Annotated in this window: 20 protein-coding genes and 1 pseudogene; 15 read left to right on the forward strand and 6 right to left on the reverse strand. The window is 50.9% G+C overall.

Annotated features, from left to right (window positions below; translation table 11 throughout):
* The first annotated feature begins 8 nt into the window (after nucleotides 1-8).
* The 9 genes and pseudogenes from rpmJ to NBA72_RS23795 all read left to right on the forward strand — a co-directional run.
* Complete coding sequence (rpmJ, locus tag NBA72_RS23755) at nucleotides 9-125, forward strand: 50S ribosomal protein L36 (protein ID WP_000868187.1); 117 nt, start codon at nucleotides 9-11, stop codon at nucleotides 123-125.
* A gap of 146 nt (nucleotides 126-271) precedes the next feature.
* Entirely contained in the window at nucleotides 272-628 is a 357-nt protein-coding gene (gene rpsM / locus NBA72_RS23760) for a 30S ribosomal protein S13 (RefSeq protein ID WP_000090780.1), read from the forward strand.
* A 16-nt stretch (nucleotides 629-644) separates the two neighbouring features.
* Nucleotides 645-1034, forward strand: a complete 390-nt coding sequence (rpsK, locus tag NBA72_RS23765) for a 30S ribosomal protein S11 (RefSeq protein WP_001029758.1) — start codon at nucleotides 645-647, stop codon at nucleotides 1032-1034.
* Between the two features lie 33 nt (nucleotides 1035-1067).
* Nucleotides 1068-1688 (forward strand): 30S ribosomal protein S4, encoded by a 621-nt coding sequence (rpsD, locus tag NBA72_RS23770; protein WP_000135226.1) that lies wholly within the window; start codon nucleotides 1068-1070, stop codon nucleotides 1686-1688.
* Nucleotides 1689-1713: 25 nt separating this feature from the next.
* The gene (locus NBA72_RS23775; RefSeq protein WP_001162094.1) at nucleotides 1714-2703 is read left to right on the forward strand and encodes a DNA-directed RNA polymerase subunit alpha; all 990 of its coding nucleotides are present in this window, start codon (nucleotides 1714-1716) and stop codon (nucleotides 2701-2703) included.
* A 40-nt stretch (nucleotides 2704-2743) separates the two neighbouring features.
* The gene (rplQ, locus tag NBA72_RS23780; RefSeq protein WP_001216370.1) at nucleotides 2744-3127 is read left to right on the forward strand and encodes a 50S ribosomal protein L17; all 384 of its coding nucleotides are present in this window, start codon (nucleotides 2744-2746) and stop codon (nucleotides 3125-3127) included.
* Nucleotides 3128-3234: 107 nt separating this feature from the next.
* On the forward strand, nucleotides 3235-3603 hold the full coding sequence (locus tag NBA72_RS23785) for a DUF1992 domain-containing protein (protein WP_000266515.1): 369 nt from the start codon (nucleotides 3235-3237) through the stop codon (nucleotides 3601-3603).
* Between the two features lie 10 nt (nucleotides 3604-3613).
* The gene (gene zntR, locus NBA72_RS23790; protein ID WP_000285585.1) at nucleotides 3614-4039 is read left to right on the forward strand and encodes a Zn(2+)-responsive transcriptional regulator; all 426 of its coding nucleotides are present in this window, start codon (nucleotides 3614-3616) and stop codon (nucleotides 4037-4039) included.
* A 57-nt stretch (nucleotides 4040-4096) separates the two neighbouring features.
* Nucleotides 4097-4300 (forward strand): annotated as a pseudogene (locus tag NBA72_RS23795) (alternative ribosome-rescue factor A); the annotation flags it as partial.
* A 1-nt stretch (nucleotide 4301) separates the two neighbouring features.
* On the opposite strand, the gene mscL reads toward NBA72_RS23795, so the two are convergent.
* The 5 genes from mscL to def form a co-directional block, all read right to left on the reverse strand.
* Entirely contained in the window at nucleotides 4302-4715 is a 414-nt protein-coding gene (gene mscL, locus NBA72_RS23800) for a large-conductance mechanosensitive channel protein MscL (RefSeq protein ID WP_000008119.1), read from the reverse strand.
* 141 nt (nucleotides 4716-4856) lie between these two features.
* Nucleotides 4857-6233: a Trk system potassium transporter TrkA gene (trkA, locus tag NBA72_RS23805; RefSeq protein WP_000691374.1), complete on the reverse strand. Its 1377-nt coding sequence runs from the start codon at nucleotides 6231-6233 to the stop codon at nucleotides 4857-4859.
* Between the two features lie 21 nt (nucleotides 6234-6254).
* Nucleotides 6255-7544 carry a 16S rRNA (cytosine(967)-C(5))-methyltransferase RsmB gene (gene rsmB / locus NBA72_RS23810; protein WP_042949918.1) on the reverse strand — a complete coding sequence of 430 codons (1290 nt, stop codon included), beginning with the start codon at nucleotides 7542-7544 and terminating at the stop codon, nucleotides 6255-6257.
* A gap of 51 nt (nucleotides 7545-7595) precedes the next feature.
* The gene (gene fmt, locus NBA72_RS23815; RefSeq protein WP_001727352.1) at nucleotides 7596-8543 is read right to left on the reverse strand and encodes a methionyl-tRNA formyltransferase; all 948 of its coding nucleotides are present in this window, start codon (nucleotides 8541-8543) and stop codon (nucleotides 7596-7598) included.
* 15 nt (nucleotides 8544-8558) lie between these two features.
* Nucleotides 8559-9068 carry a peptide deformylase gene (def, locus tag NBA72_RS23820; RefSeq protein ID WP_000114987.1) on the reverse strand — a complete coding sequence of 170 codons (510 nt, stop codon included), beginning with the start codon at nucleotides 9066-9068 and terminating at the stop codon, nucleotides 8559-8561.
* Between the two features lie 131 nt (nucleotides 9069-9199).
* On the opposite strand from def, the gene dprA reads away from it, so the two are divergent.
* From dprA to NBA72_RS23850, 6 genes are read left to right on the forward strand one after another with little or no spacing between them, the layout of a single operon-like run.
* Nucleotides 9200-10324 (forward strand): DNA-protecting protein DprA, encoded by a 1125-nt coding sequence (dprA, locus tag NBA72_RS23825; RefSeq protein ID WP_000124529.1) that lies wholly within the window; start codon nucleotides 9200-9202, stop codon nucleotides 10322-10324.
* Nucleotides 10296-10769, forward strand: a complete 474-nt coding sequence (gene smg, locus NBA72_RS23830) for a DUF494 family protein Smg (protein ID WP_000460663.1) — start codon at nucleotides 10296-10298, stop codon at nucleotides 10767-10769. Before dprA ends, smg begins: the two co-directional genes overlap by 29 nt.
* A gap of 26 nt (nucleotides 10770-10795) precedes the next feature.
* Nucleotides 10796-11338, forward strand: coding sequence for a DNA topoisomerase family protein (locus NBA72_RS23835; protein WP_001129708.1), 543 nt, complete (start codon nucleotides 10796-10798; stop codon nucleotides 11336-11338).
* Between the two features lie 4 nt (nucleotides 11339-11342).
* A complete protein-coding gene (gene tsaC, locus NBA72_RS23840; protein WP_010835148.1) occupies nucleotides 11343-11915 on the forward strand; it encodes an L-threonylcarbamoyladenylate synthase type 1 TsaC in 573 nt (190 codons plus the stop codon).
* Between the two features lie 4 nt (nucleotides 11916-11919).
* Nucleotides 11920-12738, forward strand: a complete 819-nt coding sequence (gene aroE / locus NBA72_RS23845; protein ID WP_001582838.1) for a shikimate dehydrogenase — start codon at nucleotides 11920-11922, stop codon at nucleotides 12736-12738.
* Complete coding sequence (locus tag NBA72_RS23850) at nucleotides 12735-12992, forward strand: DUF1488 domain-containing protein (protein ID WP_001070576.1); 258 nt, start codon at nucleotides 12735-12737, stop codon at nucleotides 12990-12992. Before aroE ends, NBA72_RS23850 begins: the two co-directional genes overlap by 4 nt.
* On the opposite strand, the gene NBA72_RS23855 is transcribed toward NBA72_RS23850, so the two are convergent.
* Nucleotides 12968-13522 carry a gamma carbonic anhydrase family protein gene (locus tag NBA72_RS23855; protein WP_001285630.1) on the reverse strand — a complete coding sequence of 185 codons (555 nt, stop codon included), beginning with the start codon at nucleotides 13520-13522 and terminating at the stop codon, nucleotides 12968-12970. The genes NBA72_RS23850 and NBA72_RS23855 overlap by 25 nt on opposite strands.
* Nucleotides 13523-13770 lie beyond the last annotated feature (248 nt).

Raw genomic sequence — 13770 nt, forward strand, 5'->3', positions numbered from 1 at the left:
GAGTAAAAATGAAAGTTCGTGCTTCCGTCAAGAAATTATGCCGTAACTGCAAAATCGTTAAGCGTGATGGTGTCATCCGTGTGATTTGCAGTGCCGAGCCGAAGCATAAACAGCGCCAAGGCTGATTTTTTCGCATATTTTTCTTGCAAAGTTGGGTTGAGCTGGCTAGATTAGCCAGCCAATCTTTTGTATGTCTGTACGTTTCCATTTGAGTATCCTGAAAACGGGCTTTTCAGCATGGTACGTACATATTAAATAGTAGGAGTGCATAGTGGCCCGTATAGCAGGCATTAACATTCCTGATCAGAAACACGCCGTGATCGCGTTAACTTCGATCTACGGTGTCGGCAAGACCCGTTCTAAAGCCATCCTGGCTGCAGCGGGTATCGCTGAAAATGTTAAGATCAGTGAGCTGTCTGAAGAACAAATCGACACGCTGCGTGACGAAGTTGCCAAATTTGTCGTTGAAGGTGATCTGCGCCGTGAAATCAGCATGAGCATCAAGCGCCTGATGGATCTTGGTTGCTATCGCGGTTTGCGTCATCGTCGTGGTCTCCCGGTTCGCGGTCAGCGTACCAAGACCAACGCTCGTACCCGTAAGGGTCCGCGCAAACCGATCAAGAAATAATCGGGGTGATTGAATAATGGCAAAGGCACCAGTTCGCGCACGTAAACGTGTAAGAAAACAAGTCTCTGACGGCGTGGCTCATATCCATGCTTCTTTCAACAACACCATCGTGACTATTACCGATCGTCAGGGTAATGCGCTTGGTTGGGCAACAGCCGGTGGTTCCGGTTTCCGTGGTTCTCGCAAATCCACTCCGTTTGCAGCTCAGGTTGCAGCAGAGCGTTGCGCTGACGCCGTGAAAGAATACGGTATCAAGAATCTGGAAGTTATGGTTAAAGGTCCGGGTCCAGGCCGCGAATCTACTATTCGTGCTCTGAACGCCGCTGGTTTCCGCATCACTAATATTACTGATGTGACTCCGATCCCTCATAACGGTTGTCGTCCGCCGAAAAAACGTCGCGTATAACGCTTCGTTTTCCAGGTTAGTTGGAGAAAGAAAATGGCAAGATATTTGGGTCCTAAGCTCAAGCTGAGCCGTCGTGAGGGCACCGACTTATTCCTTAAGTCTGGCGTTCGCGCGATCGATACCAAGTGTAAAATTGAACAAGCTCCTGGCCAGCACGGTGCGCGTAAGCCGCGTCTGTCTGACTATGGTGTGCAGTTGCGTGAAAAGCAAAAAGTTCGCCGCATTTACGGTGTGCTGGAGCGTCAGTTCCGTAACTACTACAAAGAAGCAGCACGTCTGAAAGGCAACACCGGTGAAAACCTGTTGGCTCTGCTGGAAGGTCGTCTGGACAACGTTGTATACCGTATGGGCTTCGGCGCCACTCGTGCAGAAGCACGTCAGCTGGTTAGCCATAAAGCAATTATGGTAAACGGTCGTGTTGTTAACATCGCTTCTTATCAGGTTAGTCCGAATGACGTTGTTAGCATTCGTGAGAAAGCGAAGAAGCAGTCTCGCGTGAAAGCCGCTCTGGAGCTGGCTGAGCAGCGTGAAAAGCCAACCTGGCTGGAAGTTGATGCTGGCAAGATGGAAGGTACGTACAAGCGTAAGCCTGAGCGTTCTGATCTGTCTGCGGACATTAACGAACACCTGATCGTCGAGCTTTACTCCAAGTAAAGCTTAGTACCAAAGAGAGGACACAATGCAGGGTTCTGTGACAGAGTTTCTAAAACCGCGCCTGGTAGATATCGAGCAAGTGAGTTCGACGCACGCCAAGGTGACCCTTGAGCCTTTAGAGCGTGGCTTCGGCCATACTCTGGGTAACGCACTGCGCCGTATTCTGCTCTCATCGATGCCGGGTTGCGCGGTGACCGAGGTTGAGATTGATGGTGTACTACATGAGTACAGCACCAAAGAAGGCGTTCAGGAAGACATCCTGGAAATCCTGCTCAACCTGAAAGGGCTGGCGGTGAGAGTTCAGGGTAAAGATGAAGTTATTCTTACCTTGAATAAATCTGGCATTGGCCCTGTGACTGCAGCCGATATCACCCATGATGGGGATGTCGAAATCGTCAAGCCGCAGCACGTGATCTGCCACCTGACCGATGAAAACGCGTCTATTAGTATGCGTATCAAAGTTCAGCGCGGTCGTGGTTATGTGCCGGCTTCTACCCGAATTCATTCGGAAGAAGATGAGCGCCCAATCGGCCGTCTGCTGGTCGACGCCTGCTACAGCCCTGTAGAGCGTATTGCCTACAATGTTGAAGCAGCGCGTGTAGAACAGCGTACCGACCTGGACAAGCTGGTCATCGAAATGGAAACCAACGGCACAATCGATCCTGAAGAGGCGATTCGTCGTGCGGCAACCATCCTGGCTGAACAACTGGAAGCTTTCGTTGATTTACGTGATGTACGTCAACCGGAAGTGAAAGAAGAGAAACCAGAATTCGATCCGATCCTGCTGCGCCCTGTTGACGATCTGGAATTGACTGTCCGCTCTGCTAACTGCCTCAAGGCAGAAGCTATCCACTATATCGGTGATCTGGTACAGCGTACCGAGGTTGAGCTTCTTAAGACGCCTAACCTGGGTAAAAAATCTCTTACCGAGATTAAAGACGTGCTGGCTTCCCGTGGACTGTCTCTGGGTATGCGCCTGGAAAACTGGCCACCGGCAAGCATCGCTGACGAGTAACCGGATCACAGGTTAAGGTTTTACTGAGAAGGATAAGGTCATGCGCCATCGTAAGAGTGGTCGTCAACTGAACCGCAACAGCAGCCATCGCCAGGCTATGTTCCGCAACATGGCAGGTTCACTGGTTCGTCATGAAATCATCAAGACGACCCTGCCTAAAGCGAAAGAGCTGCGTCGCGTAGTTGAGCCGCTGATTACTCTTGCCAAGACTGATAGCGTTGCTAATCGTCGTCTGGCATTCGCCCGTACTCGTGATAACGAGATCGTGGCAAAACTGTTTAACGAGCTGGGCCCGCGTTTCGCGAGCCGCGCCGGTGGTTACACTCGCATTCTGAAGTGTGGCTTCCGTGCAGGCGACAACGCGCCGATGGCATACATCGAGCTGGTTGATCGTTCAGAGAAAACAGAAGCTGCTGCAGAGTAATCTGTAGTAACGTAAAAAAACCCGCTTCGGCGGGTTTTTTTATACCCTCCTGAACCCCACATATCTACAATAATTGTATTCTTTTCGTTCAATCCCTGGAGCGACGTATGTGGTTACTTGACCAGTGGGCAGAGCGTCATATTATCGAGGCACAGCGTAAAGGCGAGTTTGATAATCTGCCTGGCCGTGGCGAGCCGCTTATTCTGGATGATGATTCTCATGTGCCGGCGGAACTTCGTGCGGGTTATCGCTTACTCAAGAATGCTGGCTGTCTTCCCCCTGAACTGGAGCAGCGCAGAGATGCTATTCAGTTACTTGATATCCTCAACAGTATCCGGGAAGATGACCCTCGATACCATCAGGTTAGTCGCCAGCTCTCGCTGCTTGAACTAAAACTTCGGCAGGCTGGGTTGAGTACCGACTTTTTACACGGTGAGTATGCAGAAAAACTGCTGCATAAAATCAACGATAATTAACGGAGCTTGTATGTATCGCATTGGTGAGCTGGCAAAGCTGGCAGACGTAACGCCTGATACCATTCGCTACTATGAAAAACAGCAGATGATGGATCATGAGGTACGTACTGAAGGCGGGTTTCGTCTGTATACCGAAAACGATCTGCAGCGTCTCAAGTTTATTCGTTATGCGCGACAGTTGGGTTTCACGCTCGACTCGATCCGCGAGCTTTTATCGATCCGAATTGATCCTGAGCACCATACCTGTCAGGAGTCAAAAAGTATTGTGCAAGAGCGATTGCAGGAGGTTGAAGCCAGGATTGCGGAACTGCAAACGATGCAGCGTTCGTTACAAAGGCTTAATGATGCTTGTTGCGGAACGGCCCACAGTAGCGTCTATTGTTCCATTCTGGAAGCCCTGGAGCAGGGGGCCAGTGGGGCGAAATCAGGATGTTGATTTATTGAAGCGGCGGGGCTACACTCGCGCCGTTAATTTATACAATCGGGAGACATTATGAGTCGTTATCAACATAAGAAAGGGCAGATAAAGGACAATGCCATTGAGGCATTACTGCACGATCCCCTTTTCAGGCAACGCGTTGAGAAAAATAAGAAAGGCAAAGGAAGCTATCTGCGCAAAGGTAAACACGGTAATCGAGGGAACTGGGAGGCCAGTGGCAAGAAAGTAAGTGACTTTTTTACCACTGGCCTTCTGCTTATTAAGAACGGTTATTTTGTTCTTTCAGCAGATCGCGGATTTCGCCCAATAACACTTCCTCTTTAGAAGGCGCTGGCGGAGCTGCCGGCTCTTCTGCTTTTTTACGGTTGAGTCTGTTGATAAGCTTAATGGCAACAAAGATAGCAAAGGCCACAATCACAAAATCAAATACGTTCTGGATAAACACGCCGTAATGCATGACGACCGCCGGAATATCTCCCTGCGCTTCGCGTAACGTAAAAGCAAATTGTTTAAAGTCGATCCCGCCGATTAACAATCCCAACGGCGGCATAATGATATCGGCAACCAGTGAAGAAACAATCTTACCGAATGCCGCGCCAATAATGACACCCACTGCCAAATCCACAACATTCCCGCGCATCGCGAATTCGCGAAATTCTTTAATAAAACTCATTTTTATTCTCCCTATGCAGCTGACGTTATAAGTTTAACAAATGCTAAGGCATTTTCCATTTACGGCTTCTGTTTAGCGAAATAAATTAAACCTTGATAAATAAAGGGAATTAAAAAGGGCGCTGAATGAGCGCCCCTTAAATTAGAGGAAGAAAGGACTTGGCTGGAACAGACGTTCGACGTCGGTAATAAACTTTTTATCGGTCAAAAACATAATGACGTGATCGCCTTGTTCAATGCGCAAATTGTCATTAGCAATCATGACATCATTTCCACGCACCACCGCGCCAATAATGGTGCCTGGCGGCAGTTTAATTTCGTCAATGACGCGGCCAACCACGCGGGAAGTGCTTTCATCGCCGTGCGCGACGGCTTCGATGGCTTCGGCAACCCCGCGACGTAGTGAGGAAACGCCGACGATATCCGCTTTACGCACATGGCTCAGTAATGCAGAGATGGTGGCCTGCTGCGGAGAAATCGCAATATCTATAACGCTACCCTGCACAAGATCGACATAAGCTCGACGCTGAATCAACACCATCACTTTTTTGGCGCCCATCCGCTTAGCCAACATCGCGGACATGATATTGGCTTCATCATCGTTAGTGACCGCGATAAAGAGATCAACCTGATCAATATGCTCCTCCGCCAGCAATTCCTGATCGGAGGCGTCGCCAAAAAAGACGATCGTGTTTTGCAGTTTCTCAGCCAATTCTGCGGCGCGTTGTTGATCGCGTTCGATCAATTTAACGCTATAGTCTTTTTCCAGACGCCTTGCCAGCCCGGCGCCGATATTGCCGCCGCCCACCAGCATGATGCGCTTGTAGGGTTTTTCCAGACGCTGTAATTCGCTCATTACTGCACGGATATGCTGTGAAGCCGCAATAAAGAAGACTTCATCCCCTGCTTCCACGATAGTCGAGCCCTGAGGACGGATTGGTCTGTCATGGCGGAAAATTGCGGCAACGCGGGTATCGATATGCGGCATATGCTCTCGCATTGTCGAGAGCGCGTTACCTATTAGTGGACCGCCATAGTAGGCTTTTACTACTGCCAGACTGACTTTCCCTTCGGCAAAGTTTACAACCTGTAATGCTCCCGGATACTCGATCAGACGATAAATATTATCGATAACCAACTGCTCCGGCGCGATCAAATGATCAATCGGAACCGCTTCAGAATGAAAGAGTTTATCCGCATCGCGAACATAGTCCGGGGAACGAATGCGGGCGATACGGTTTGGGGTGTTGAAGAGTGAATAGGCTACCTGACAGGCAACCATATTAGTTTCATCTGAACTGGTGACAGCGACCAGCATATCCGCATCGTCAGCGCCAGCTTCGCGCAACACGCGGGGATGCGAACCATGCCCCTGAACTACGCGTAGATCGAACTTATCTTGCAAACTGCGTAACCGTTCGCCGTTGGTATCAACCACCGTGATGTCGTTGTTTTCGCCGACCAGGTTTTCCGCCAGTGTTCCGCCAACTTGCCCTGCGCCCAGTATGATAATTTTCATCAGTCGTGGCCCGTTATCTCATCACTTCTTGATTAGCTTAGCGTAAAAGAACCCATCACCTTCTTCGCCGCCCGGCAGATTTTGCTGTCCTGGCTGATCAGGTGTTCCCGTTTCGCTGAGCGCGGCATCGGGAGTGCGTTGCAAAAAGGTTTTGATCTGATCGCGGTTTTCTTCCGGAAGTACGGAACAGGTGGCGTAAACCAGCGTCCCGCCAGGCTTCAGGCGCGGCCAGACGGCATCAAGAATTTCCGCCTGTAATTGCGACAGTTCCGCGATATCGCGATCGCGACGCAGCCATTTGATATCTGGATGACGGCGAATGACGCCGGTTGCGGAGCAGGGCGCATCCAGCAGAATACGGTCAAACTGCTGCTCGCCGCACCATTGGGCGGGATAACGTCCATCCCCTTGTTTAACTGTCGCTTTCATCCCAAGACGCTTTAGGTTGTCGTAAACGCGGGAGAGTCGTTGTTCATCAATATCAACCGCCACCACGTCTGCTTCGGGGGCCACTTCGAGAATATGCGTGGTTTTACCGCCGGGCGCGGCGCACAAGTCTAAAATGTGCTCACCGTTCTGAGGAGCGAGAAAAACCGCACATCCCTGCGCAGAGGCATCCTGGACAGTTACCCAACCCTCAGCAAAACCGGGTAAAGCATGTACCGGAGCTGGCGTTTCCAGACGTACAGCGTCGGGATAATCGGGATGGGGATATCCCTTCATGCCTGCGTCTTCAAGTAAGCCAAGCCAACCGTCGCGGGTGTGGTGTGTACGATTTACACGTAGCCACATCGGTGGACGCTGGTTATTCGCTTCAATAATGTGTTGCCACTGTGTGGGGTAAGCATTTTGCAAACGCTTTACCAGCCAACCTGGATGTAAAAAGCGCGCATCGCTGGTCGCAAACTCATTAAGCAACGTTTCCTGCTGGCGCTGGAACTGGCGCAGGACGCCGTTAATTAACCCTTTCAACTGCGGACGTTTGATGGAGACCGCGCCTTCAACGGTTTCAGCCAGCGCCGCATGGGGAGGAACGCGGGTGTACAGCAACTGATAAAAGCCGACCATAATTAAGTAATGCACTGTACGCTGCTTGCCGGTCATTGGACGAGACATCAGCTTATTGATCAGCCATTCCAGCTGTGAAAGAGTTCGCAGGACGCCAAAGCACAGCTCCTGAAGTAGCGCTTTGTCTTTATCGGCGACTTTTTGTTGCAGCGGCGGGAGCACATTACTTAATGATTGTCCCTGTTCGACGACCTGTTCAACGGCCTGTGCCGCCAGACTACGTAAATTGTTTTGTTTTTTCATATGTATAAAATAAAAATGCCCGGTAACACCGGGCGTATAAAGACGTGACCGTCAGGCAAGACGGTTACCAGGAATAAACCATTCCCTGCGTGAATTTAACAGATCCTGGGCGCTCATCGCTTTTTTGCCGGCAGGCTGAAGCGAAAGCAAATTTAATATCCCCTTGCCTGTTGCAACCTGAATGCCCTGTTTCGTCGCGGCCAGAATGGTTCCCGGCAGCGACTGCGTGGCGTCCTCAATGACGGACGCCTGCCAGACTTTTACCGGCTGGCCGTCGATTTCCAGCCAGCTCATTGGCCACGGATTAAAGGCGCGAATGCAACGCTCCAGCTGTGCTGCGGAGAGAGACCAGTCGATACGCGCTTCTTCTTTACTGAGCTTTTCCGCATGAGTGACCAGCGCTTCATTCTGCGCTTCAGGCGCCGCTGTGCCGTCCGCCAGTTGTTTTAGTGTGGTAATTAACCCCTGCGGGCCAAGTTCAGCCAACTTATTATACAGTGAGCCACTGGTATCTTCTGCGGTAATCGGGCACGCAAGTTTATACAGCATGTCGCCGGTATCCAGCCCTACATCCATCTGCATAATTGTGACGCCGGTTTCCGCATCGCCTGCCCAGAGTGAGCGCTGAATAGGCGCCGCGCCCCGCCAGCGTGGAAGCAGCGAACCGTGAACGTTGATACATCCGAGACGGGGCATATCCAGCACTGCCTTTGGGAGAATCAGACCATATGCTACGACAACCATGACGTCGGCATGTAAGTCAGCAACCAGATGCTGGTTTTCCTGAGGACGAAGCGACACGGGCTGGAAAACGGGCAGGCCTTTTTCTTCCGCCAGCACTTTTACCGGGCTGGGCATCAACTTTTTGCCGCGACCTGCTGGACGATCGGGTTGGGTAAATACGCCGACAACGTTATGTCCAGAAGTTAACAGCGCGTCGAGATGACGCGCTGCAAAGTCAGGTGTACCCGCAAAAATAATACGTAGTGAATCTGACACGTTGGTTCTTGTCCTTTAAGCCCGGGCGTTCAGGCGGTCGAGTTTTTCTACTTTCTGACGAATACGTTGTTGCTTCAGTGGCGACAAATAATCGATAAACAGTTTACCGACCAGATGATCCATCTCATGCTGAATGCAAATTGCCAGCAAACCATCCGCTTCAAGCTCAAACGGGTTGCCGTCGCGATCCAGCGCGCGGATTTTCACTTTCTCGGCGCGCGGCACTAAAGCGCGCTGTTCCGGAATCGACAGACAGCCTTCTTCTATACCCGTTTCGCCACTTTTCTCCAGCAATTCCGGGTTAATGAGTACCAGGCGCTCGTCGCGGTTTTCCGAAACGTCAATCACGATGATCCGCTGGTGGATATCGACCTGCGTTGCGGCCAGACCGATACCTTCTTCCGCGTACATCGTTTCGAACATATCATCGACGATACGCTGAATTTCTGCATTCACTTCTTCAACCGGCTTTGCGACTTTGCGAAGGCGCTCGTCCGGAATATGTAACACTTGCAAAACTGACATAATTATCCAGAGTTGTGTTCAGGAGTTGAAAAGATTATTACCTCTATTCTAGACAAATCCCCACCTGATTGACAGCATCAGTGACCAATCGCAAAGATTGTTCAGACTGCTTGTGGCAGGGGAGGGAAAGGATGGCCCGTACCGAAATTTGGTTACGTTTAATGTACGTCGGCGACCTTTATGGCGAGGCGATGTTGAACATGGCGAATTCGCTTATTCGCCAGCCTCAGATAAATCGCACGCACCTTCAGGAGGCTGGTCTTACCGCGCGGCAAGCTGAACGTTTTTTACAGCTTCCAGCAGGTGTGCTTGATGAGACATTACGCTGGCTTGAACTACCGCAGCACCATTTTCTGTGTGCGGATAGTGAGATTTATCCTCCCCAACTGCGTGCTATTGACGATTATCCCGGCGCTATTTTTATTGACGGCGATCCTGCCTGTCTGCATACCTGCCAACTTGCCGTCGTAGGGAGCCGGAGCCACTCCTGGTATGGAGAACGTTGGGGACGTCTGCTTTGCGAAAGCCTTGCGAAAAGCGGTTTGACGATCACCAGCGGCCTTGCCCGGGGAATTGATGGCGTAGCACACAACGCCGCGGTGAGTATGGGGGGAAAAAGTGTAGCGGTGTTAGGGAATGGCTTGGCAAAGATTTATCCTCGCCGACATGCCATGCTGGCTGAAAACTTGATTGCCACCGGCGGCGCAGTGGTCTCAGAATTTCCGCTTTCAACGCCTCCGCTACCGCAACATTTTCCTCGCAGAAACCGTATCATCAGCGGACTGAGCAAAGGCGTGCTGGTGATTGAGGCGGCGTTGCGCAGCGGTTCGTTGGTGACGGCGCGCTGCGCGCTTGAACAGGGGCGGGACGTTTTTGCATTACCAGGTCCTATCGGTAGTCCGGGAAGCGAAGGTACGCACTGGTTAATTAAACAAGGGGCCACGCTTGTGACGACGCCGGAGGATATTCTGGAAAATTTGCAATACGGCTTACACTGGTTGCCAACTACGGCGGAAAATTCACTTTATTCACTAAATCAGGATGAGGCGGCATTGCCATTTCCTGAGCTCCTGGCTAACGTAGGAGATGAGGTAACACCTGTTGACGTCGTCGCTGAACGTGCCGGCCAACCTGTGCCAGCGGTAGTGGCTCAGCTACTCGAACTGGAGTTAGCAGGATGGATCGCAGCTGTACCCGGCGGCTATGTCCGATTAAGGAGGGCAAGCCATGTTCGACGTACTAATGTATTTGTTTGAAACATACATCCATAACGAAGCCGAGCTGCGCGTGGATCAGGACAGACTGGAGCGTGATCTCACCGACGCTGGGTTTGATCGCGAAGACATCTACAATGCGCTGCTGTGGCTGGAAAAACTCGCTGACTATCAGGATGGCCTCGCGGAACCCATGCAACTTGCTTCCGACCCTCTTTCAATGCGCATTTATACGGTTGAAGAGTGTGAAAGGCTTGATGCCAGTTGCCGGGGGTTCCTGTTATTCCTTGAGCAGATTCAGGTGCTAAACCTCGAAACACGAGAAATGGTGATTGAGCGTGTGCTGGCGCTGGATACCGCAGAGTTTGACCTGGAAGACTTGAAATGGGTTATTTTGATGGTGTTATTCAACATTCCGGGCTGTGAAAACGCCTATCAGCAAATGGAAGAATTACTCTTTGAGGTAAATGAAGGTATGCTGCATTGATAGGTGTTAATGCTGCATGAGTGAATATGGCTAAATCAGCACTGTTTTCGGTGCGTAAAAATGAGCCCTGCCCGCAGTGCGGGGCCGAACTGGTAATTCGTTCCGGGAAACATGGTCCGTTTCTCGGCTGTTCTCGCTATCCGGAATGCGATTATGTTCGTCCGCTGAAAAGTCAGGCGGACGGGCATATCGTTAAAATTCTGGAGGGGCAACTGTGTCCTGAGTGTGGCGCCGTACTGGTGCTGCGTCAGGGGCGCTTTGGCATGTTCATCGGATGCAGTCAGTATCCGCAATGTGAACATACAGTGGTTATTGATAAACCGGATGAAACGGCGATTGCCTGTCCAGCCTGCCAGCAAGGACATTTGGTCCAGCGCCGTTCTCGTTACGGTAAAATCTTTCATTCCTGCGATCGCTACCCGGAATGTCAGTTCGTCATTAACTTCACACCGGTTGCGGGGGAATGCCCCGAGTGCCATTATCCGCTACTCATCGAAAAGAAAACCGCGCAGGGCGTGAAGCGCTTTTGCGCCAGTAAACAATGTGGAAAGCCGGTTCCGGTGGAATAAACAAGTGAATAATAACCTGCCAACAGGATCTATCGCCGCAGCGGTAGATCTCCTGAATAAAGAAAATGTCATCGCTTATCCAACAGAAGCCGTTTTCGGCGTCGGCTGCGATCCCGATAGTGAAACAGCCGTTACGCGCCTGCTGGCGTTAAAACAACGGCCCGTCGATAAGGGACTCATTTTGATTGCCGCCAGCTTTGAGCAGTTAAAACCTTATATTGATGACAGCATACTTACCGTCGCACAGCGTAAAGCGGTATTTGATTGCTGGCCCGGGCCGGTAACGTTTGTTTTTCCTGCGCCCGCGACAACGCCGCGGTGGCTCACGGGACGTTTTGATTCCCTGGCCGTTCGTGTTACCAACCACCCGCTGGTGGTCGCGCTATGCAATGCGTATGGCAAACCGCTGGTTTCCACCAGCGCCAATCTGAGCGGATTACCGCCATGTCGTACCGTTGAAGAGGTGCGTGCGCAATTTGGCGATGATTTTCCGGTGGTTGAAGGCGCAACGGGTGGGCGTCTAAATCCTTCAGAAATTCGCGATGCTCTGACGGGCGAACTGTTTCGACAGGGGTAATATGATGGAAACCTATGCTGTTTTTGGAAATCCGATTGCGCACAGCAAATCGCCATTTATTCATCAGCAATTTGCTCAGCAGCTAGATATTGTTCACCCCTATGGTCGCGTGCTGGCCCCTATTAATAATTTCATTAATACGCTTGATGCCTTTTTCGCGGCAGGGGGAAAAGGCGCAAACATCACAGTACCTTTTAAAGAGGAGGCGTTTGCGCGATCGGATGAGTTAACGGAACGAGCATCGCTGGCGGGAGCCGTCAACACATTAAAACGGCTGGAAGATGGTCGTTTGCTTGGCGACAATACTGACGGTATCGGTTTATTAAGCGATCTCAAACGTTTAAATTTTATCCGCCCAGGATGGCGTATTTTGCTGATTGGCGCGGGCGGCGCATCCCGGGGCGTGCTGTTACCTCTGCTTTCTTTGGATTGCGCGGTCACTATCACTAACCGTACAGCTTCACGTGCCGAAGCGTTGGCGAAAATCTTTGCTCATACCGGCAGCGTTCATGCCATGGATATGGACAAGCTGGATGGTTGTGAGTTTGACCTGATTATTAATGCGACCTCCAGCGGCATACGGGGCGAAATCCCGGCGATTCCGGCGTCACTTATTCATCCTTCCCTCTGTTGCTATGACATGTTCTATCAAAAAGGGAATACGCCATTTCTCTCCTGGTGTGTACAACAGGGCGCAAAACGTTACGCAGATGGGCTGGGAATGCTGGTGGGGCAGGCTGCACATGCCGTTTTGCTTTGGCACGGTGTATTACCGCAGGTCGAGCCAGTAATTAAGCTGCTACAGCAGGAATTATTAGCGTGAACCAGGCCATACAATTTCCTGACCGCGAAGAATGGGATACTGCCGCCAGCGCTGTCATCTTTCCCGCCCTGGTTAATGGGATGCAACTCACGTGTGCAATAAAAAAAGATGTACTGGCGTATCGCTTTGGTGGAGAAACAGCGGAGCAATGGCTGACCATTTTTCGTGAGTATCGCTGGGACCTGGAAGAAGAGGCTGAAGCATTAATCCTGGCCCAGCAGGAAGACGATCACGGTTGGATATGGTTATCCTGAGAAAGATAGTCGTCTTTCCATTTTACATAGTTATTGGCGGAGTACTGCAGGCCCGATCTCTCAGCATCGCTCAGGGGGCGGATCTGTTTTACCGGACTGCCAAGATATAAATAGCCACTTTCCAGCCGTTTGTGCTGTGGCACCAGGCTTCCCGCGCCAATCATTACGTCATCTTCTACTATCGCGCCATCCAGCACAATGGAGCCCATACCGACCAGTACGCGGTTACCGATGGTACAGCCGTGCAGCATAACTTTATGGCCAACGGTAACATCTTCGCCAATGATTAATGGGTTGCCGTGTGGATTGGATGGAGACTTGTGGGTTACGTGAAGAACGCTGCCATCCTGAATGTTCGTACGAGCCCCTATCGCAACGTAATTCACATCGCCGCGAATCACCACAAGCGGCCAGATCCCGATATCATCCGCCAGACGGACATCACCAATAACCACGCTGCTGGTATCGATCATCACGCGCTGACCAATTTCAGGAAAAAGATCCTTATAAGGACGTAATGTGTCAGACATGTCTACCTCATCATAAATGAATAGTCATGAAGACTTTGGTTGCTTTAACGGCGTTGTGCAAGGGGAGATAGCATCAAAAAATCGCCACTTTGCGCAGGAATGGAGCGAAAGGGATGAAAAATCAACAAACAGAAAAAAAGATCCAAAAAACGCTTGTGCAAAAAAATGGGATCCCTATAATGCGCCTCCATCGACACGGCGGATGTGAATCACTTCACACAAACAGCCGGTCGGTTGAAGAGAAAAAT

This window comes from Salmonella sp. NW1250, from assembly GCF_051812965.1.
GTDB classification, from domain to species: domain Bacteria; phylum Pseudomonadota; class Gammaproteobacteria; order Enterobacterales; family Enterobacteriaceae; genus Salmonella; species Salmonella enterica.